Genomic DNA, 19,883 nt, shown 5'->3' with positions numbered 1-19,883 from the left:
ATGCCTTATCCGCCAAACAGCTCGGAGAACTGCTTCTTGTCGGCATCAGTCTGATCGAGAACCTTCTGGGTGTCGATAGACATGATGTTGATCTTGGTGCCTTCCGGCAGCCAGGCCGGACGGCCGATGCCTTCCTTGGCAGGCAGATAGCCCTGCTCCAGCGCGAGCTTCTGGCCATCGTCGGAGAGGATGAAGTCAACGAACTTCTTGGCGCCATCGACATTCTTGGCCGTGGCCATGATGGCGACCGGCTCGGTCACGGCAGGCACGCCTTCCGACGGGAAGACGAACTCGATCGGCGAGCCCTTGGCCTTGGCATTGAGCGCCATGAAGTCGACGAGGATGCCGTAAGGCTTTTCACCGCTGGCAACCGACTTCAACACAGCGCCGTTGCCCTTCACGCTTGCCAGTTCATTGGCCTTGAGGCCCTTGAAATAATCCCAGCCCAGATCCTTGTTGAGCGCAAAGCCGCTTAAGAGATAGGCCGCAGCGCCCGAATAAAGCGGGCTCGGCATCACCACCTGACCCTTATAGTCGGCCTTGGCGAGATCCGTCCAATGTTCCGGCTTGTGCGCAGCGCCGGTGTTATAGGCAATACCGGTGGTGATCAGCTTGGAACCGAAATAGGTCTTGTCGGCATCATAGGCGTCAGCGGCAAAACCATCGACCTTGGCTTCCGGATAGGCGAGCAGGCGCTTGTCCTTCTTCAGACCTTCCATGGTCACCGCATCGGCGATCAGCAGCACGTCTGGCTGCGGCGCACCGGCGGAAAATTCAGCGGCAAGCTTGGTGAGGAGTTCGCTGGTGCCAGAGCGGAAAATCTGCACTTCCGTTTCCGGGTTGGTCTTGCGGAAAGCTTCGACCGTCTTGGTCGCATCCGTTTCCGGTTGCGACGTATAAAGCGTCAGCGTATCGGCCTGTGCCACAGCGATGGAAAGAGCAAGAAGCGCAGGTACGACGGCAGCCCGCTTCAGCATCTTGTTCATGGGGTTCGCTCCTCGAATTTCTGTGTAATGTTCGCCAGCATGACCAGCGATGCCGGTACAATCCTGACGCGTGCGAAGTGATAGCGCGCAGATACTGCCATGGCGATAGGCCCGATCATTTCCATTCATGGTGCACCTGTCAAACATCCTGCAACGTGGGGCCGGAAAAGCAAAAGCCTTCCGGCAGAGTCATATCCATCGGAAGGCTTGTAAGACATTGAATGTTTTGCCGAACAGCCATCCGCACCTCCCGGCATGGAGAAGATGCGGATGGCATTAAAGGAATTGCAATGCGGTTTTATGACAACTGCGAACCCATTCCCGGTAGAATGGCGAGCAAATCAGATAACGATCTCGGCAACATGCGCAACCTGCGCACCGGCCTCGTAATAGGCTTCACGCAGACCACGGAAATTCTGCTCCTTCGGATCGCTGACCGGCAGCGGCAGATCGTCTTCCTTGATCTCGCCTGAAACGAGCTGCGAAAGCAGTTTCCCGAAGACTGTCCCCGGCGCGATACCGCGACCGTTGTAACCGGAGAACCCAACTACATTGCGCGCAAGGCGATGGAATTTCGGCAGGCTGTCATTGGTCATGCCAATCTTGCCATACCATTCGGCTTCGAACTCGACTTCGCCAATCTGCGGGAACAGACGCTTCAACGATTTCTTCGCCCATGCCTTGTGCACGGCAGCACCCGTATTGCGTAGCGCCCCAACACTTCCGAAGACAAGGCGACCCTGTTGGTCGAAACGGAAGGATGAAAGGACTTCCTTCGTGTCCCACGCACCCTGACGTTCCGGCAGTATGGAGCGTTTGATATTATCTGACAGCGGCTTCGTGGCCATGTTGAAATAGGGCAAGTGAACCAGCTCGGCGCGCACTTCCGGCCATGGCGCATTGGTGTAGGCATTCGTTGCGACAACCACCCAGCTGGCCGTCACGGAACCCTTGGCGGTCTTGACCACCCATTTGCCGTTCTTTTCCTCGGCCCCGATCACCGGGCTTCCGGTAAACACGGTCGCGCCAGCGGCAATGGCGGCATGGGCGAGCCCGCGCACATAAGCAAGCGGCTGGATCGTACCGGCGCGCAGATCGAGCAGCGATCCGGCATAAGCCTTGGTTCCAACCTTGGCTTCGGTTTCCTTGGCATCGAGCAGCTTGACATTGGCACCGCGCCGCGCCCACTGCTCATAGCGGTCTTCGAGTTCCTTCAGGCCCTTCTTGCCGACGGCGCAGTGAAGCGTGCCTTGATTTTCGACTTCACAGGCGATCTTGTGCTTCTCAACGATTTCGAAAACGAGCTTCGGCGCATTGCCAAGAACGTCGAGCAGCCGGTCACCATATTTCTGACCGAGCACGCCCGGCAGATCATCCGGCATGACCCACATGCCTGCATTGACCAGACCGACATTGCGGCCCGAACCGCCATAGCCGATCTCGATACCTTCGAGAACGATAGCTCGCGTACCTTTCTCGGCCAAATGCAGAGCGGTCGAGAGACCGGTAAAACCGCCGCCCACGATCACCACATCCGCAGTCAAATCACCTTGCAGCGCAGTCGTCCTGGGAGCGGCAGGGGCGGTCTTTTCCCAAAGACCATGGGAGCGCGGATCGTTCAGCATCGAGATCAACCATTTCGTATCGTGGAAGGCACAGCACGTGCCGGACTGTTTCTATTTCACGCCGCGAAAGCCGGTTGGACAGCGTTATTTGCGCAACAATTCATTCCGGTTTGGAATGAACCAGCATCGAATAATCCGTATTTCCAACCTGCCCGGCAATCCACTGGCAGAAGACCTGCGTCAGCGGGTTTTCCAGTTTTCCTTCCGGGACAACGAGATAATATTCATTCTCGGTCCGCATCGGCTTCTCGAAAAGCATGACCAGTTCACCGCTCAGCAACTCCTGCTCGATCAGGTAAAGCGGCAGAAGAGCGAAACCCAGCCCAGCCAATGCTGCGCCTATAACCATCGAGAACTGGTCAAAACGGTGCCCGCGATAGGCCGACTGTCCTTCGACACCGCAACTTTCAAACCATTGGGCCCACATCTTGGGACGTGTCGCAAGATGCAGTAGAGGTTCGTTTTCAAGCTCTTCCGGCGCTGACGGATGACGCGCCTTTAGCAGGCTGGGACTGGCGACAGGAACGATGACTTCGCTGCACAGGAAGGTACAGGTGGCATGTGCCCAGACCGGCTGCCCATAATGGATGGCCAGATCGAATGGCTGCTCCTCGAAATCAAAGACACCGGAGCGCGATGCAACATTGATGGCGATACCGGGATGCTTTTCGATGAAATCGGGAATGCGCGGCATCAGCCAGCGCGTGCCGAATGTCGGCAGGGTCGCCACACTGAAAGAAGACGTTGATTGCGCCGAAGCCATGGCACGCAACATCGTATCTTCCGTCTGGTTCAGAAGACGCCGCACTTCCGGCAGAAATTTCCTGCCTGCATCGGAAAGCAGAATGCGCTGGCGAATGCGTTCGAACAATAGCACGCCCAGCTGGCTTTCGAGATCCTTGATCTGACGGCTGACCGCGCTCTGGGTGAGATTGAGCTCGTGCGCAGCCTGCGTGAAACTGCCATGACGGGCGGCGCACTCAAATGCCTGCAGCGTGGCGATATCAGGGATCAGTCGTCTGCTCAGCTTCATTCCATTCTCGCATTAACATAGTTGCTTTCGTCGCAAGCATAACCGCAAAACGGTCTATATGATACATTTTCATCATAATCCATGCATGTTCCTCCCAAACAAGACATGCGCCACCCGAAGATGCCCCACTCGACGGAAAATTTCGCATGAAAGACCAGAAATTCGTTTCGCCGGACGCCATTCGTTCTGCCTTCTCGGCTGCGATGTCTGCCATGTACAAGCAGGAAGTGCCTGCCTATGGCACATTGATGGAACTCGTTGCCGATGTGAATACCAAGGTGCTGGCTGATGACAGCCACCTGCATGAACGTCTGACGGAAACAGATTCGCTTGAGCGCATCTCAGAAGAACGGCACGGCGCAATCCGTCTCGGCACGGCTGCCGAGCTGTCGATGATGCGCCGCGTCTTTGCGGTCATGGGTATGTTCCCGGTCGGTTATTACGATCTTAGCGCCGCTGGCGTCCCTGTTCATTCGACCGCTTTTCGCCCGGTTGACGATGCGGCACTAAAGCACAACCCGTTCCGCATCTTTACCTCGCTTCTGCGTCTCGATCTTATCGCCGATGAAAAGCTGCGCGCTGAATCGGAAGAAGTCCTGTCGAAGCGCAACATCTTCACCGGTGGTGCCATTGCACTCGTCGAAAAGGCTGAAGCCGAAGGCGGCCTCAACGACGACGACGCAAAAGCTTTTGTCGCTGAAGTGCTGGAAACCTTCCGCTGGCACGATCACGCCAATGTCAGCGCCGAACTTTATCATCGTCTGCATGACGCGCATCGGCTGATCGCCGATGTCGTTTCGTTCAAGGGACCACACATCAATCACCTGACGCCGCGCACGCTCGACATCGACGCCGTGCAGGTTCAGATGCCGGATCGCAGCATCAATCCGAAGGCAGTCGTCGAAGGCCCGCCAACCCGCAAGTGCCCGATCCTTCTGCGCCAGACCTCGTTCAAGGCGCTTGAAGAAGAAGTGTCCTTCGTCAGTGCTGATGGCACCTGGACGCCAGGCTCGCACACTGCCCGCTTCGGCGAGATCGAACAGCGCGGCGTAGCGCTTACGCCGAAGGGCCGCGCGCTTTACGACAAGCTGCTCAACGATACCCGCGCCGTCTCGCGCCCTGCTCCTGACGGCTCGAATGCAGCTGAATATGTGAAGGTGCTGCGCGACACTTTTGCAGCCTTCCCGGACACATGGGCTGGCATTCGTGAAGCGGGCCTCGGCTACTTCGCCTATTCGGTCAGGGACGCTGCAAAGCTTGAAGCCTACAAGCCGGGCACCGATATTGAGGTTCTGGTTGAAGCTGACGCGGTTCAGTTCGACCCGATTATCTATGAGGACTTCCTGCCGGTGAGTGCTGCCGGTATATTCCAGTCAAATCTGGGCGACGACGACACACAGGAATTTGTTGAAAGCCCCAACCAGAAGCGTTTCGAGGATGATCTGGGTGCGAAAGTGCTTAATGAATTCGAGCACTATGCCCGCATCGAACGCGAATCCATCGAAGCCGTTAAGGCAGGTTTGAAGGGCCTCGAAGCGGCAGAATAAAAGCATAACCCCGAAAAGTTGCAGACTTTTCGGACAGGATTATGCGCAAACAACTCATACAGAGAGGAAAGCCATGAACACCGCTGTTAGAAAAATCGACGTGAAGAAGGAAGCCGCCGATCTGCTTTCCAAACTCGGCGTAGATGCATCCGCCTATACCGGCGGCGACCTTGCCGGTTTCAGCCCCGTTTCGGGCGAACAGATCGCTGCGGTCAAAACCCACAGCAAGGAAGACGCAGTCAAGATCATCGACAAGGCTGACGAAGCTTTCCGCGCCTGGCGCACCGTTCCGGCTCCAAAGCGTGGCGAACTGATCCGTCTGCTCGGTGAAGAGCTCCGTGCTGCCAAGGAGGATCTCGGCCGCCTCGTTTCGCTCGAAGCTGGCAAGATCCCTTCGGAAGGCCTCGGCGAAGTACAGGAAATGATCGATATCTGCGATTTCGCAGTCGGTCTGTCGCGTCAGCTTTACGGCCTCACCATTGCAACCGAACGCGCTGGCCATCGCATGATGGAAACCTGGCATCCCCTTGGTGTTGTCGGCGTTATCTCGGCCTTCAACTTCCCCGTAGCCGTCTGGTCATGGAATGCCGCTCTGGCAATCGTTTGCGGTAACTCGGTTGTCTGGAAACCGTCTGAAAAGACCCTTCTGACTGCTCTTGCCTGTGACGCGATCTTCAAGCGCGCACTGAAGCGTTTCGGCGATGCACCGGAAGGCATTTCGCAGGTACTACTCGGCGACCGTGAAATCGGAGAAGTCCTCGTCGACAGCCCGAAGGTTCCGGTTGTTTCAGCAACCGGTTCGACCCGTATGGGCCGCGAAGTCGGTCCGCGCCTTGCAAAGCGTTTTGCGCGCGCGATCCTCGAACTCGGCGGCAACAATGCCGGTATCGTCTGCCCGTCGGCCGATCTCGACATGGCGCTGCGCGCAATCGCTTTCGGCGCAATGGGCACCGCTGGTCAGCGCTGCACCACACTGCGTCGCCTTTTCGTGCACGAAAGCGTCTATGACGCGCTCGTCCCGCGTCTGCAGAAGGCCTATGCCAGCGTTACCGTTGGCTCGCCGCTTGAAACCAGCGCTCTGGTCGGCCCACTGATCGACAAGCAAGCTTTCGACAATATGCAGAAGGCACTGAAGGAAGCAGCCGCTCACGGCGGCAAGGTGCAGGGCGGCGAACGCGTCGATACCGGCCATGAAAACGCTTACTACGTGCGTCCGGCCATCGTTGAAATGCCACGCCAGGAAGGCCCGGTTCTCGAAGAAACCTTCGCACCGATCCTTTACGTCATGAAATATTCCGACTTCGACGACGTGCTGGTAAGCCATAATGAAGTTGGCGCAGGCCTGTCCTCGTCGATCTTCACGCTCAACCTGCAGGAAGCAGAGCGCTTCCTCTCGGTTGAAGGTTCGGATTGCGGCATTGCAAACGTCAATATCGGCACTTCGGGCGCTGAAATCGGCGGCGCATTCGGCGGCGAAAAGGAAACCGGCGGCGGCCGTGAATCGGGTTCGGACGCGTGGAAGGGCTATATGCGCCGCGCAACCAACACCATCAACTACTCGAAGGCGCTGCCGCTGGCACAGGGCGTTTCCTTCGATATCGACTGATCGGTCCTGATAAGATCAAAAGAAAACCCCGCTTCGGTGGGGTTTTTTATTGGCGCAATGCATCGACCGGGCCTCACGACGCTCGGCGATAAGCGGAGATTGTGGTTATGGCGTGCCGAAAATCGTGGATTTTGAGAACCGGCGCGCAGCGTACTTGAGTACGTGAGCACCGGACGCGCAAAAAGACGCGATTTGCAGGCAGCCAGAGCCGCAATATCACCCCATGCGTTCGGAGGCGAAGGAGCCAGGCGATGCCGGGAACACGACTGTGCGATTGCCGTTGAGGAATGAGCGGTGATGGATATGGGCGTGGACCGCACGCGCCAGAACCTGCGCTTCAACATCACGGCCAATTGACACGTAATCGGCTGCACTCTGTGCGTGCGTGATGCGCGCCACGTCCTGCTCGATGATCGGACCTTCATCAAGATCGGCGGTTACATAATGCGCCGTGGCACCGATCAGCTTCACGCCGCGTTCATAAGCCTGCTTGTAAGGGTTCGCACCTTTGAAAGACGGCAGAAAGGAGTGGTGGATATTGATGATCTTGCCGGACATCTTCTGGCAAAGCTGATCGGACAGAACCTGCATGTAACGCGCCAGAACCACCAGCTCGGTGCCTGTATCATCGACAATATCCAGAAGGCGCTGTTCCGCCTCAGGCTTGTTGGCCTTGGTGACGGCAATATGGTGGAAGGGAATATCGTGATTGACGACAACCTTCTGGTAATCGAAATGGTTTGACACCACACCCACAATATCAATCGGCAACGCACCAATCTTCCAGCGATAAAGAAGATCGTTAAGGCAATGGCCGAAGCGCGACACCATCAGCAGCGTTTTGGTGCGATGTGCGTTGTCGTGGAACTCAAAGTTCATTTCGAACGGCACTGCGATTGGCTCAAAACCGTCACGCAGAACATCGAGAGCAACGCCTTCCTCAGAGATGAAGCTGACGCGCATGAAAAAACGACCGGTATCCAGATCGTCAAATTGAGCGCTATCAATGATGTTGCAACCCTTGCCGGCAAGGTAACCCGAAATGGCGGCGACAATACCGCGGGTGGACTTGCAGGTGACGGTCAGGACAAAATTATGCATCGGACTTCCTCAGTTTTCGAAGACGCAAGCCAGGGCGCGCCCTTGAAACTAGTTCACGATGCGGCCCCCACCATGCCAGAATGCGTAATGCACTGACCGGATTGCGCTATCAAGCAACTTTGGAAGAAAGATTGCTCTATTTTGATCAAAGATGCGGATTGCGATCCCGATACCGCGCGACAAGTTCCCGGTTCACCTCACCAGAACCCGGCATATTGGCGCTAAGATAGATCGGCGCGCTCCCATCACCCACCAGCCTTGCTGCTACATCGGCAAAAATGGCATTGAGAATCGTTACGCCAAGTGCGGTTGAAACCGGACCGACCTTCAATGCGCTGCCTTCCACTTCCAGCACGGCATCGCCCGCAGGTGCATCATTATCCAGCACGACATCGGCCAAAGAAAGCAGCTGAGTGCGACCTTTGGCAATTGCATTGGAATAGGTAACAGAGGTAACCGCCACAACTGCAGCCCCCTTCTCCCTTGCATAGCGTGCCGCTTCGATAGGAGCGGCATTCACGCCGGAATTTGAAACGACGATCAACACGTCGCCGTCACGAATGCCATAGCGTTCGAGAATAGGAAGCATTGCCCCTTCGATCCTCTCGAAGTGCGAACTTGCCACCGCCCCATCCTGCAGCATGATCGCTCCGCAAAGGATCGGCACTGTGATCGCCAATCCACCAGCGCGATAGTGCAGCTCCTCGGCCATCATATGTGAATGGCCGGTGCCAAACACGTAGACCCGGCGATCCGCCTTGGCTGCAGCGGCAATAAGATCGGCAGCTTTGGCCATCGGTTCGGCAAGGCGATCCCGCAGACCAGTGAGCCGTGCGATCAGATCATTGAAATAATGATCGGTGATTTCCGTCATCGCTCTTATCCCGCAATTTGTCTTTCACCGGAAAGCCATGTGGCTTTCGCTAACAACCCGTCATCAAGGTGCACAGCATCCATCCGCATGCCGGGACGAAACGTACCGCGATCATTAAGGCGCAGATAGCGCGCTGGATAATGGCTCGCCATGCGCAGCGCTTCGGCCAGCGTCAGCTCCAGTTCGGCCACACCAAAACGCACTGCCGACGCCATATCGAGATCGGAACCGGCAATGGTGCCATCGGCCAGCACAAGCTTGGAGCAGATGCCGCCGGGAACACGACGAACGGCACGCCCGTTGATCTCGAAGCTTTCGGAAGCCGAACCGACCAAAGCCATCGCATCTGTCACGAAGAACAGATGAGCATCGCCACGCTTGGCCCGTAGGGCAAGTCGCAGCGCCATCGGGTCAACATGATGACCATCTGCAACGATGCCGCACCAGATGTCTGGATGATCAAGGGCCGCGCCTGCAAGCCCCGGTGCGCGATGGCCGATCTGGCTCATAGCGTTGAACAGATGGGTGACGCTGCGCGCACCGGCATCGAAGCACTTAAAGGCTTCTTCCGCCGTCGTGTCGCTATGGCCAATGCTGACGACGACGCCTCCATCACTCAGGCGTCGCACCTGCTCAGGCGTGGCCTGCTCGGCAGCAAGCGTGACCAGCAAAGTGCCGATCTGTTTCGCGGTATGGATATAAAGCCCAATATCGGCATCGTTGACGGGACGCATCAGTTCCGCCAGATGAGCGCCTTTGCGAGCCGGGGCCAGGTGAGGCCCTTCCAGATGAAGACCGGCAACGCCCTTATCGGCCTTAACCGCTTCAATCGCTGCTTCGATGGCCCGATCACGCACGAGCGTCGTATCGGTGATCAGCGTCGGCAGAAGGCTCGTCGTTCCATATTTGCGATGCCCCTTGGCAATCGTGAACATGGTTTCGGGCGTTGGCTGATCGTTCAGCATCCGCCCTCCGCCGCCATTGACTTGTGCATCGATGAAGCCAGGAGCCAGAACGCCACCGTTCAGGCGTTCGACATGATGGGCTTCACCGAGCGACGCTTCCGGTACAATGGCTTCAATCTTGCCTTCGCTGAACACCAGAGCGCTTTGGTCATGAAAGCGTTCACCATCGAAAATACGCGCGCCCGCAATTGCCGATCTTTTTATCATACCGTCACCGTAACCTTGTTGAGATTGCGCGGCTTGTCAGGGTCAAACCCCTTGCGGCGCGTGACCGCTTCAATGACGCGGTAATAATTGATGAGCGAAACCAGCGGATCGAGATGCGCGTTACCCGTACTCGCCGATGGCAACCGGAAGCCCGGCGTTTCCGCATCGGATAGCGATACGATGCTCGCCCCGAACGAGTGCAGCCGCTTCAACGCCTGCATGTTGGTGTCAAAGGCTTCGTCGCGTGGCAGGAAGGAAATGATCGGGAAGCCTTCTTCCACCAGGCGCATCGGACCATGCATCAGTTCGGCCAGAGAGAAAGCTTCCGCATGGATATTGGCGGTTTCCTTGGCCTTCAGCGCAGCTTCCAAAGCAATGGCAAAGGCCGTGCCGCGACCACCCGTATAAAGCGAGCGGGCATTGAAAAGGAGGTTTTCAACAGCTTCACGACCATCAGGCCGTGTTGCTGCAAGCGCCTCCGGTAGGCGTTGCAGTCCCGCTTGCAGGCTTGCGTCACCACTGGCCGAAGCAACGACGCCCGAGAGTGCGGCAACTGCGGCGATGAACGACTTGGTTGCGGCAACGCTTTTTTCTTCGCCTGCATTGAGCGCCAGCACGATATCAGCCGCCTTGCCCAGCGGACTATCGACAACGTTCACGACGGCAACCGTTGTCGCTCCGCCTTTCTTGGCTGCTTCCTGCGCCGCAACAATATCAGGGCTGGCACCCGATTGCGACACGGTGAAGTGCAGACCGTTCTTAAGCTTCAGCTTGGAGCCATAGACCGATGCCACCGAGGGTCCGATGGAAGCCACTGGAATGCCCATCGTGATTTCCATCAGATATTTGAAGAATGTCGCCGCATGGTCGGACGAACCACGCGCAGCCGTTGTGATGACGGCGGGCTCGCTTTTCTGGAAAATGCGTGCGATTTCCGAGAATGTGCCTGCCTCCTTCTCAAGCAGACCGGTGACGACGGCAGGCGACTGTTCTGTTTCCTGCAGCATCAGGGAGGAAGGGCTGTTCATGGTCACTCTCCAATTTTCAGTTCGGCGACGAAGTCATAGGCATCGGCGCGATAATGCGAACGGGTATATTCGACGATCCGGTCGTCCTCGAGATGTGAGACGCGCTCGATCAAAAGAGCCGGGGCTCCCCGGTGAACGCCAAGCAAGCGTGCCGTTCCCGGATCGAGCGTAACGGCCGTCAGGCGCTGCAAAGCGCGAACCGGCTTGTAGCCGCGCCGCGCCAATGCGCCATAAAGCGAGGCTTCTTCGACACGATCCTCATCCAGATAATGGCGCGGAACCACAGCGCGCTCAAAGGCCATCGGCACACCGTCGGCAAGACGCAAGCGGTCGAGCCGTACGATTGTCGTATCAACACCGATCCCCAGCCGGAACGCCTCGTCGGGCGACGGCCTGTCGACCTTGTTGGTGACAACGCGCGCGCCCGGCTCCTTACCGCGCGACAGCATATCCTCGGAAAACGAGGTCAAGCGCCACAGATGCTGGCTGATACGGACCGGACGTTCCGCCACGAAGGTGCCGCTGCCGCGTCGCGCCTCCACCGCGCCTTGTGTCAAGAGTTCCTTATAGGCATTGCGAACAGTGATCCGGCCGATGCCAAGTTGCTCCGCCAGATCGCGCTCCGGCGGCAGCCCCACTGCGGGCGCGAGCTGACCTTCCTCGATCAGTTCACCGAGAATACGCGCAAGGTTTCGGTAAAGCGGCCCCGTCAGCTGCGGGTCATGCAAACCGCGCCCCTCAATGGCCGTGATCAATGTGGTTCTATTCATATTCGATATAATAGAACCTATATAGAACCAATAGCAAGTCAGAATCTTATGAAAAAGCCCGGCTTCGACCGGGCTTTTTGCTAATGCGATTGCGAAGCTGGGTGCGCTTCAGCTGGCGGCGCGTCCCCGCTATGTTCCGGCTCCTTGATCCGGAACCACGCAACATAAAGTGCTGGCAGGAAGAGCAGCGTGATCGCCGTACCGGCGATGATGCCGCCCATCATGGCATAGGCCATCGGCCCCCAGAACACTTCGCGCGCAATGGGGATCAGCGCCAGGCTGGCCGCCGCAGCCGTCAGCGCAATAGGCCGCATTCGGTGTTGGCTAGCCTGCGTTACTGCATCCCAGGGATGCATACCCTCAGTGATATGCTCCTCAACCTGCACGATCAGGATGACCGAATTTCGGATGAGAATGCCGACCAGCGCCAGGACGCCGAGGATCGCCACGAAACCGAGCGGCTTGCCACTCGGCAGCAACGCAGCCACGACACCGATCAGCCCAAGCGGCGCCACGGCAACGACAAGAAACAGACGCTGAAAGCTTTGCAACTGGATCATCAGGATCGTAGCCATGACGAACAACATCAAAGGCACTACGGCAGCAATCGGCCCTTGGCTCTTACCGCTCTCCTCAACCGTACCCGCTGTCTGGATATAGTAACCGGATGGCAGCTTGTCTGCGAAAGTCTTGATCGCAGGCGCTAGATCCTTGACGATCGTATCCGGCATCGTCTTGTCGATAATACCGGCGGCAACCGTGATCGTAGGAATACGCGAACGGCGATATACAACCGGCTGTTCCAGCTCATACCGGAAATTGGCAATCGCCGCCAATGGCACCGACGTCCCGTTGCCGGTTGCGATCTGCAGACTCTGCAGCGTATCGATGGAGTCACGCTCCTGCTTCTGCGCCCGTGCAATGACGTCGATCAGATATATCGAATCCCGTACCTGGGTGATCGTGATGCCGCCGACAATACCGTTAAGGGTTGTTGCAATATCCTTGGAGGAAATACCGAGTTTTCTCGCCTTGTCCTGCATGACGTCGACACGGATGACGCGGCCTGGTTCATTCCAGTTGTAGCTCACCACCCCAAGTCGCATGTCGGAACTGAGGATACCGGCAAAATCCTGCGCGACGCCGCGCAGTTTCTGGATATTGGGCCCGGAGATACGATACTGAACCGGGCGGCCAACAGGCGGCCCAAGCTCCAGATACTTCACATAGACGTCCGTTCCGACATAATCCTTCCGCAGAACCTCGTTGAATTTCTGCTTAAGCCTGTCTCGCGCTTCCAGATCCTTCGCAACGATGACCATCTGCCCGAAATATGGGTTTGCAGGTTGCACGTCAAAAGAAAGAATGAAGCGGATAGCGCCCTGCCCGATATAGGTGCTCCAGTGATCCACATCGGGATTATCCTTAAGCATCGTTGCTTCGAATTTCTCCATCTGGGCTTTGGTATCCGAGATCGAGCTGTTCTGAGGCAGCGTCCAGTCAAGCACCAGTTCCGGACGGTCTGATTCCGGGAAGAACTGCTGCTCAATAAAACCCATGCCAAAAACCGACACGAGGAAAAGTGCGATCGTCGTAATGATCGTGATCCACTTGTGCCGCATGGAAGCGAGCAGGACCCGAGAGAACATGTTGAAGAAGCGACTACGCTTCTCCGCATGCGCCTTCATTTTCTTCGGCAGGAACGTGACACCGAGCAAAGGTGCGAACAGAACGGCCACGATCCATGAAACAAGCAATGAAACTGCAATCACCACGAACAGCGTATAGGTATATTCGCCAGCCTGACTGTTGTTCAGCCCGATCGGGATAAAGCCGGCAATGGTGACGAGCGTACCCGTCAACATGGGAAAGGCCGTATGCGAGTATACATAAGTCGCGGCCTTATTGATGGGGTCACCCCTCTCCAGTCGTGCCACCATCATTTCTACGGCAATCATCGCGTCGTCGACCAGAAGCCCCAGCGCGATGATAAGCGCGCCAAGAGATACACGTTGCAACGAAATATCCATCAGCGACATCGCCAGGAAAGTAATCGCCAACACCAGCGGAATTGACAGAGAGACGACAAAACCTGCTCTTACCCCCAGGCTCACGAAGCTCACCGCCAAAACGATGACAACAGCCTCGAACAGCGCTTGGGTAAAACCTGAAACCGCATCCTTGACGACTTCGGGCTGGTCGGCAACCTTGAACACCTGCACTCCAACTGGCAATTCGGCAGTCACTTGGCTCATCATCTTGTCAAGCGCAGCGCCGAATTCGAGCAGATTGCCGTTCGGCTTCATGCCTATGCCGAGACCGATAGCATCATGTCCGTTCACGCGAAAAATCGACGTGGGCGGATCGACATAGCCACGAGTAATCGTCGCCACGTCGGAAAGGCGGAAGAAGCGATCATTGACGCGCAGATTTACTGCGCGCAGATCGGCTTCCGAGTTAAATTGCCCGCTGACACGTACGCTGATACGCTCCGGCCCGGCTTCCACCACACCGGACGGCGTGATCGCATTCTGGTCCTGCAAGGCTTTCAGGATTGCCTGTTGATCCAGCCCAAGCGCCGCAATCTGACGCGTCGAAAATTCCAGATAGATCGCCTCGTCCTGCGCGCCGATCAATTCGACCTTGCCAGCATTGGGCAAAGTCAGAATTCTCGTCCGTGTGTTCTCGGCATAATCCCGCAACTGCCGCATGGAAAGTCCATCCGACGTGAAGGCAAAGACATTGCCGTAAACATCACCGAACTGATCGTTAAAATACGGCCCAAGAACACCCTGCGGCAGCGTATTCTGAATATCATTCAGAAGGTGGCGTACTTCAGTCCATGAGTTTTTGACCTGCTCGGCTTTGGTCGTATCTTTGAGAAATACAAACACGACCGACTGGCCCGCCGTGGTTATGCTACGGGTATAGTCAAGCGTATCCAGTTCTTCGAGCTTCTTTTCCAGCCGGTCTGTAACCTGATTGAGCGTTTCTTCAACGGAAGCACCGGGCCAGTTGGCCTGCACGACCATTGTTTTGACGGTGAATTCAGGATCTTCCTCACGGCCGAGATCGATGTAGGAAATCAGTCCCGCCACCAGAAAGACGAGCATGAAGTACCAGACCAGAGACCGGTGATTCAGGGCCCAGTCAGACAGATTGAATCCTTTCTTCACAGGCCTGCTCCTTTCTCGTTCAAGCGGACCCTCTGTCCTTCCTTCAACTCATGCACACCGGCAATCGCCACATAGCTTCCAACATCCACGCCACCGGCAACGAAACTGTTACCGCGCCGTTCGATGACCTGTACATCATGAAGAGAAACCGTCTGTTTATGCGGATCAATGATCCAGATGCCTGTCTTGCCGTTTTCATCGAGCAAAGCCTGGATCGGCATAGTCACAAGTTTCTGTTCAGGAGCGGCCATAACGGCCCGGATCGTTGCCCCGAGGCGAAAGCCATCGGGCGGATTGTCGAGCGCAATACGTACACGCCGCGTCCGCGTCTGTGCGTCCGCCTGTGGGGCTACTTCACGCACGGTCCCCTGCCCGGTAACATCAGGATCGGCCTGCAGCTGCACATTGAAGGGCGTGCCCTGTTCAAAATATTGCGTCATGCTGTCGGGAATATCGAGCACCGCCTCTCGAATATCGGGACGTGCGACTGTCATCACGGTCTGTCCGGCAGCAACCACCTGACCGACTTCCGCATTCGTTGCGGAGATGACACCGTCGAAATCCGGACGCAGAACAGCATAGCTGCGCTGATTCTGCGCCATTTTCAGACTTGCCTGCGCCTTTTCAAGACCGGCTTCGGCACTGTCGCGCCCCTGCTTGGCAGCATCGTAGTCGGCTTGCGAGACATTATTGCCTTTCAGCAGAATATACTGGCGTTCTTCGCTTGCCGAAGCGTTCGCATATTGCGCCTGAGCACTGGCGAGATCGGCGCGCGCAGACTGAACCGCCAGATCGAGCGTGGACGGATCCACCATCGCAACCATTTCGTTCTTCTGAACGAGATCACCGACCTGAACGGGGCGGTTGATGATGCGTCCGAGCACACGGAAAGCAAGATCGGTCGAGTAACGTGGTTCGATCGTACCGGCGAAACCGGTCTGTGCAACCGGCTTCGGCTCAACGACCATATAGAGCACAGGCCGCACGACGTCAGCATTTGCTTGTTTCTCTTCTTCCTTGCCACAGGCGCTGAGCATAACTGCCGCACCAAGCACGACGACGCATCCCACCGACCGGATCGCGGAAAACTGGATTATCTGCTTCATTGCGAGACGGTCCCTTCCGGCCCCTGCACGATTTCGGTCGGCTCGCCGGAGCGCAGCATCTGCGCACCCGCGGTCACGATCAGCTCGCCTTCCTGCAAGCCACCTTCCACGATCAGTCGTTCCTTCTCGTAGGCAAGTACCTTGATCGGAACGAGTGTTGCGACTTTGGAATCTTTTGCAATTCGCCAGACGGCTGTACGCCCCGCATCCGACGTCATCGCGCTCCATGGCAGGGCGATGACCCGCAAAGTATCCATATGAACCGTGCCTGTGACGGTAGCACCCAGCGCCATCTTGGGCGGGGTCCGTGCTATCCCTACCTTCACCCGGACAGTTCCGGTTTGTGAATCGACCACCGGCGAGATTTCACGGATCTTTCCTTCAGCGGTTACAGAAGCATCGGAGAGAAGGGAAATCGTGACCCCCATACCGATCTTGGCATGATTGACCAATGTTTCCTGCACGTCGAAGACGGCATCGCGCGGACCGTCCTCGGCAATGGAGAAGGCTGTCTGCGCCGCTTGAACGACCTGACCGGTCTCGATATTGCGCGCAGTTATCATACCCGTAACGGGCGCCTGCAGTACCGTATAGGACAGCTGATCACGCGCATCATCAAACTCGCTTTCGGCACTGGCAAGAGCGCTCTGCGCTGTCTGCAGGTTTTGGTTTGCCTGATCGTAGGTGCTGCGCGTCGTAAACCCCTGTGTTAGCAGGGCTTTCTGACGCGTGAAATTGGCCTGCGCCTGCACGAGCTGCGCCTGCGCGGCATCTTTTGTTGCCTGTGCAACACGCAGATTGGCCTGCTGCTCGACATTGTCGATGCGCGCCAGGGATTGCCCCTTCTCCACATGCTGGCCGATTTCTGCCATACGCTCGACCACCTGACCGTTCAGGCGGAAAGAAACGTTGACGAGCGAGCGAGCCGCTATCGCACCTGACAAAGTCAGTTTCGGTTGATAATCACTGGTTTCGGCGCGGATGACGGCCACAGGTACGATATGCAGCGAATCCGCATAAATTGGATTCACATCCACAGTCACGAATAATGTTATTGCACATGCGAGTAATATAGCCGGTCTTTTAGCATTCATCCCAAGCCAACCCGCCATTTGCGTCATCCCGTTCCTCCAGCCGTAGATGAATGCCTTTACCGCCATTTCCACGATGCTCGCTGGTTAGATTATATTGAGAATGTATAAAGTTAAGCTCCGAAAAACGGCTGCAGCGGATAGCTTTATCGCCGCACTTGTTCGGCAAGCTGTCTTCCTGTAGCGCTCAATTCATATCGTGTGCGATGTGTGCGCGGATCGCGTTGCCTGACCATGATGTAACCGCCATTCTGTCCTAGTACTGAGATTTCCCGGAGGACCAGCGCGTGGGCGACGCCCAGCAGCCGTGCGAAAGTTCGGCTGTCAGCCGCAATGTCGAGTTCCAGCGCAGCAACGATCCCCGCGCCAAGACCCGTGAGGCTGCGGGACTCCTCCATGAGAGCCTCGACGAAGGCTATATATTCTGCCTCACCTTCATCCATCATGCAGCAGCCGCTTTAAGGGGGCGAACCGAAACAATTACCGATTTTGATGTCGGTGTGTAGCTTTCATCGCCAGCACTGGCGAGCGGTACCAGCACATTCATTTCGGGGTAGTAGCCCGCGATACAGCCGCGCGGAATGTCGTAAGGGACGAAACGGAAATTCCTTGCAATACGCTCCACACCATCGTCGAACTCACCTACAATATCAGCCCGGTCACCCGCTTCAACGCCGAGGTCCGCCATGTCAGCCGCATTCATAAAGACGACATGACGCTCGCCGTAAACGCCGCGATAGCGATCATCCATGCCATAAATGGTGGTGTTGTACTGATCGTGGCTGCGGAATGTCTGCAACACATAGCGCCCCGGCTTGCCGCGTGCCTGCTGATGCTCAACGGCTTCCGGCAGGGCGCCGGTCCAGAATGTGGCCTTGCCCTTTGTTGTGTTCCATTCGCGCTCGCGAGCGGCGTTGCGCAGGTGGAAGCCACGCGGGATCCGAACGCGAACATTGAAATCGTAGAAATCCGGCAGCACCCGGGCGATGCGGTCGCGGATGAGATCATAATCGTCGGCCAATTCCAGCCAATCGACCGGGTTTGCGCCAAGCGTCGCCTGCGCCATGCCGGCAATGATCGCCACTTCCGAGCGCAAATGTGCAGAAGCCGGCGCATTGATGCCGCCCGAACCATGCACCATGCTCATGGAATCTTCGACCGTTACGATCTGCGCCACACCTCTGGAATTGAGGTCGATTTCTGTGCGCCCAAGGCAAGGCAGAATGAAAGAATCCTGCCCTGGCACCAGATGTGAGTGGTTGAGCTTGGTTGCGATATGAACCGTCAACCGCTGGCTTGAAAGCGCTTTGGAGATAAGCGGGCTGTCCGGAGTCGCGCGCGCGAAGTTGCCGCCAAGGCCGATGAATGCCTGAGCCGATCCGTCGAGCATCGCACCAATGGCACCCAGAACATTATGTCCCGGCTCGCGCGGAACGTTAAAGCCAAACTCCTTTTCCAGCGCATCGAGGAATGCGACCGGAGGCCGTTCATTGATGCCGACGGTACGGTCGCCCTGCACGTTAGAATGGCCGCGTACCGGACAGAGTCCGGCCCCCGGCCTGCCTATATTGCCACGCAGAAGCATAAAATTGGTGATTTCGCGAATCATGATAACAGAATGGCGGTGCTGGGTTATGCCCATCGCCCAAGTGCAGATGACCCGCTCCGATTCCATATAGACCTGCGCCGCACGCTCCAGCGACTGTCGGAGAAGTCCCGACTGGTCCTCGATTTCCTCCCAGGACGTCGCATCGACAGCCGCCCGATAGGCTTCGAGCTCTGCCGTATGTTGGTTAAGAAATTCCCGGTCGAGGATCGACGGCTTGCCTGCGGCGAGCGCTGCATCGTCTGCTGCAAAAACCGCCTTGGCCATACCGCGGAAAGCGGCAAGATCGCCGCCAAGGCGCGGCTGGAAGTAGTCGCTCGCGATGGCTTCGCTGCCGCCATGCAGCATTTCAAGCTTGTTCTGCGGATCGGCGAACCGCTCTAGCCCGCGTTCACGGATCGGATTGAAAACGACAATGCGCGCGCCGCGCTCGGCGGCACGGCGCAGATCGCCCAGCATGCGCGGATGGTTGGTGCCCGGATTCTGGCCGACGACGAAAATGGCATCGGCCATTTCGAAGTCTTCCAGCAGCACAGTCCCCTTGCCCACGCCGACAGATTGCTTCAATGCAACACCGCTTGCCTCGTGGCACATATTGGAGCAGTCGGGGAAATTATTGGTCCCGTAGGCGCGCACGAATAACTGGTAAAGAAACGCAGCCTCGTTCGAGGCGCGACCCGACGTATAAAACTCAACCCGGTTCGGACTGTCGAAGCTCTTGAGAATATCGCCGATGGTCTTGAAAGCCTCATCCCAGTCGGTGGCTTCATACTGGTCGGTCGAAGCATTGTACCGCATCGGATGGGTCAGGCGCCCTGTATTTTCCAGGTCGTAATCCGTCCAGCTGCGGAGCTCAGAAACCGTATGTTCGCGGAAAAAGGCAGGCGTCGTGCGCCGGTCGGTCGCCTCCCAGGCGACGGCCTTCACACCGTTTTCGCAAAACTCAAAAGATGAGCCATGTTCCGGATCACCCCAGGCACAACCGGGGCAATCGAAACCGTCCGGCTGGTTCGCCTTGAGAAGCGTGCGCGCGCCGGAAAGAGGAGCGCCGCTTGCAAGCAATTGCTTGCCGCAGCTTTTCAATGCACCCCATCCACCCGCTGCAGCGGATCGCTTGCCGATGAAACCGGTTTTGGTGGCCTTGCTCATCCGTTACCCTCTA

General features: G+C 57.0%; 16 protein-coding genes. 2 read left to right on the top strand and 14 right to left on the bottom strand.

Annotation, left to right across the window (positions count from 1 at the left end; genetic code table 11):
• Nucleotides 1-5 precede the first annotated feature (5 nt).
• The 4 genes from JNC70_RS14210 to JNC70_RS14195 all read right to left on the bottom strand — a co-directional run bounded on the left by JNC70_RS14210 (nt 6) and on the right by JNC70_RS14195 (nt 3,644).
• Nucleotides 6-986 (bottom strand): ABC transporter substrate-binding protein, encoded by a 981-nt coding sequence (locus tag JNC70_RS14210; protein WP_104754252.1) that lies wholly within the window; start codon nt 984-986, stop codon nt 6-8.
• Nucleotides 983-1,111 carry a hypothetical protein gene (locus JNC70_RS14205; protein ID WP_280952324.1) on the bottom strand — a complete coding sequence of 43 codons (129 nt, stop codon included), beginning with the start codon at nt 1,109-1,111 and terminating at the stop codon, nt 983-985. The genes JNC70_RS14210 and JNC70_RS14205 overlap by 4 nt, the downstream gene beginning before the upstream one ends.
• Before the next feature lie 216 nt (nt 1,112-1,327).
• Complete coding sequence (locus JNC70_RS14200) at nt 1,328-2,611, bottom strand: NAD(P)/FAD-dependent oxidoreductase (RefSeq protein ID WP_104754253.1); 1,284 nt, start codon at nt 2,609-2,611, stop codon at nt 1,328-1,330.
• A 100-nt stretch (nt 2,612-2,711) separates the two neighbouring features.
• Nucleotides 2,712-3,644: a LysR family transcriptional regulator gene (locus tag JNC70_RS14195; RefSeq protein ID WP_104754254.1), complete on the bottom strand. Its 933-nt coding sequence runs from the start codon at nt 3,642-3,644 to the stop codon at nt 2,712-2,714.
• A gap of 146 nt (nt 3,645-3,790) precedes the next feature.
• Here JNC70_RS14195 and hglS point away from each other — a divergent pair, with 146 nt between their 5' ends.
• Together hglS and amaB are read left to right on the top strand one after the other, a co-directional pair.
• Nucleotides 3,791-5,191 carry a 2-oxoadipate dioxygenase/decarboxylase HglS gene (gene hglS, locus JNC70_RS14190; protein WP_104754255.1) on the top strand — a complete coding sequence of 467 codons (1,401 nt, stop codon included), beginning with the start codon at nt 3,791-3,793 and terminating at the stop codon, nt 5,189-5,191.
• Nucleotides 5,192-5,264: 73 nt separating this feature from the next.
• Nucleotides 5,265-6,797, top strand: a complete 1,533-nt coding sequence (amaB, locus tag JNC70_RS14185; protein ID WP_104754256.1) for an L-piperidine-6-carboxylate dehydrogenase — start codon at nt 5,265-5,267, stop codon at nt 6,795-6,797.
• A gap of 216 nt (nt 6,798-7,013) precedes the next feature.
• Here amaB and purU read toward each other — a convergent pair whose 3' ends face one another.
• From purU to JNC70_RS14135, 10 genes are all read right to left on the bottom strand, one after another.
• Complete coding sequence (gene purU, locus JNC70_RS14180; protein ID WP_104754257.1) at nt 7,014-7,898, bottom strand: formyltetrahydrofolate deformylase; 885 nt, start codon at nt 7,896-7,898, stop codon at nt 7,014-7,016.
• 145 nt (nt 7,899-8,043) lie between these two features.
• The gene (locus tag JNC70_RS14175) at nt 8,044-8,772 is read right to left on the bottom strand and encodes an SIS domain-containing protein (protein ID WP_104754258.1); all 729 of its coding nucleotides are present in this window, start codon (nt 8,770-8,772) and stop codon (nt 8,044-8,046) included.
• Between the two features lie 5 nt (nt 8,773-8,777).
• Nucleotides 8,778-9,944, bottom strand: a complete 1,167-nt coding sequence (gene nagA / locus JNC70_RS14170) for an N-acetylglucosamine-6-phosphate deacetylase (protein ID WP_104754259.1) — start codon at nt 9,942-9,944, stop codon at nt 8,778-8,780.
• A complete protein-coding gene (locus JNC70_RS14165) occupies nt 9,941-10,972 on the bottom strand; it encodes an SIS domain-containing protein (RefSeq protein WP_104754260.1) in 1,032 nt (343 codons plus the stop codon). The genes nagA and JNC70_RS14165 overlap by 4 nt, the downstream gene beginning before the upstream one ends.
• 2 nt (nt 10,973-10,974) lie before the next feature.
• Nucleotides 10,975-11,742, bottom strand: a complete 768-nt coding sequence (locus JNC70_RS14160; RefSeq protein WP_104754261.1) for a GntR family transcriptional regulator — start codon at nt 11,740-11,742, stop codon at nt 10,975-10,977.
• 80 nt (nt 11,743-11,822) lie between these two features.
• Nucleotides 11,823-14,918: an efflux RND transporter permease subunit gene (locus JNC70_RS14155; protein ID WP_104754262.1), complete on the bottom strand. Its 3,096-nt coding sequence runs from the start codon at nt 14,916-14,918 to the stop codon at nt 11,823-11,825.
• Nucleotides 14,915-16,024, bottom strand: a complete 1,110-nt coding sequence (locus tag JNC70_RS14150; RefSeq protein ID WP_104754263.1) for an efflux RND transporter periplasmic adaptor subunit — start codon at nt 16,022-16,024, stop codon at nt 14,915-14,917. The genes JNC70_RS14155 and JNC70_RS14150 overlap by 4 nt, the downstream gene beginning before the upstream one ends.
• The gene (locus JNC70_RS14145; RefSeq protein WP_374788651.1) at nt 16,021-17,118 is read right to left on the bottom strand and encodes an efflux RND transporter periplasmic adaptor subunit; all 1,098 of its coding nucleotides are present in this window, start codon (nt 17,116-17,118) and stop codon (nt 16,021-16,023) included. Before JNC70_RS14145 ends, JNC70_RS14150 begins: the two co-directional genes overlap by 4 nt.
• Before the next feature lie 143 nt (nt 17,119-17,261).
• Nucleotides 17,262-17,561 carry a hypothetical protein gene (locus JNC70_RS14140; protein WP_104754264.1) on the bottom strand — a complete coding sequence of 100 codons (300 nt, stop codon included), beginning with the start codon at nt 17,559-17,561 and terminating at the stop codon, nt 17,262-17,264.
• Nucleotides 17,558-19,870: an FdhF/YdeP family oxidoreductase gene (locus JNC70_RS14135; protein ID WP_104754265.1), complete on the bottom strand. Its 2,313-nt coding sequence runs from the start codon at nt 19,868-19,870 to the stop codon at nt 17,558-17,560. Before JNC70_RS14135 ends, JNC70_RS14140 begins: the two co-directional genes overlap by 4 nt.
• Nucleotides 19,871-19,883: the final 13 nt, after the last annotated feature.

This window comes from Brucella oryzae (assembly GCF_041929965.1).
Taxonomy (GTDB): Bacteria; Pseudomonadota; Alphaproteobacteria; order Rhizobiales; family Rhizobiaceae; genus Brucella; species Brucella oryzae.
This window is presented reverse-complemented; position numbering and strand designations above follow the sequence as displayed.

Excerpts from the sequence above, each read along its gene's own strand:
- JNC70_RS14210 (WP_104754252.1), bottom strand. The coding sequence starts at position 986 with ATGAACAAGATGCTGAAGCGGGCTGCCGTCGTACCTGCGCTTCTTGCT.
- JNC70_RS14205 (WP_280952324.1), bottom strand. The coding sequence starts at position 1,111 with ATGGAAATGATCGGGCCTATCGCCATGGCAGTATCTGCGCGCTATCAC.
- JNC70_RS14200 (WP_104754253.1), bottom strand. The coding sequence starts at position 2,611 with ATGCTGAACGATCCGCGCTCCCATGGTCTTTGGGAAAAGACCGCCCCT.
- JNC70_RS14195 (WP_104754254.1), bottom strand. The coding sequence starts at position 3,644 with ATGAAGCTGAGCAGACGACTGATCCCTGATATCGCCACGCTGCAGGCA.
- hglS (WP_104754255.1), top strand. The coding sequence starts at position 3,791 with ATGAAAGACCAGAAATTCGTTTCGCCGGACGCCATTCGTTCTGCCTTC.
- amaB (WP_104754256.1), top strand. The coding sequence starts at position 5,265 with ATGAACACCGCTGTTAGAAAAATCGACGTGAAGAAGGAAGCCGCCGAT.
- purU (WP_104754257.1), bottom strand. The coding sequence starts at position 7,898 with ATGCATAATTTTGTCCTGACCGTCACCTGCAAGTCCACCCGCGGTATT.
- JNC70_RS14175 (WP_104754258.1), bottom strand. The coding sequence starts at position 8,772 with ATGACGGAAATCACCGATCATTATTTCAATGATCTGATCGCACGGCTC.
- nagA (WP_104754259.1), bottom strand. The coding sequence starts at position 9,944 with ATGATAAAAAGATCGGCAATTGCGGGCGCGCGTATTTTCGATGGTGAA.
- JNC70_RS14165 (WP_104754260.1), bottom strand. The coding sequence starts at position 10,972 with ATGAACAGCCCTTCCTCCCTGATGCTGCAGGAAACAGAACAGTCGCCT.
- JNC70_RS14160 (WP_104754261.1), bottom strand. The coding sequence starts at position 11,742 with ATGAATAGAACCACATTGATCACGGCCATTGAGGGGCGCGGTTTGCAT.
- JNC70_RS14150 (WP_104754263.1), bottom strand. The coding sequence starts at position 16,024 with ATGAAGCAGATAATCCAGTTTTCCGCGATCCGGTCGGTGGGATGCGTC.
- JNC70_RS14145 (WP_374788651.1), bottom strand. The coding sequence starts at position 17,118 with ATGAATGCTAAAAGACCGGCTATATTACTCGCATGTGCAATAACATTA.
- JNC70_RS14140 (WP_104754264.1), bottom strand. The coding sequence starts at position 17,561 with ATGATGGATGAAGGTGAGGCAGAATATATAGCCTTCGTCGAGGCTCTC.
- JNC70_RS14135 (WP_104754265.1), bottom strand. The coding sequence starts at position 19,870 with ATGAGCAAGGCCACCAAAACCGGTTTCATCGGCAAGCGATCCGCTGCA.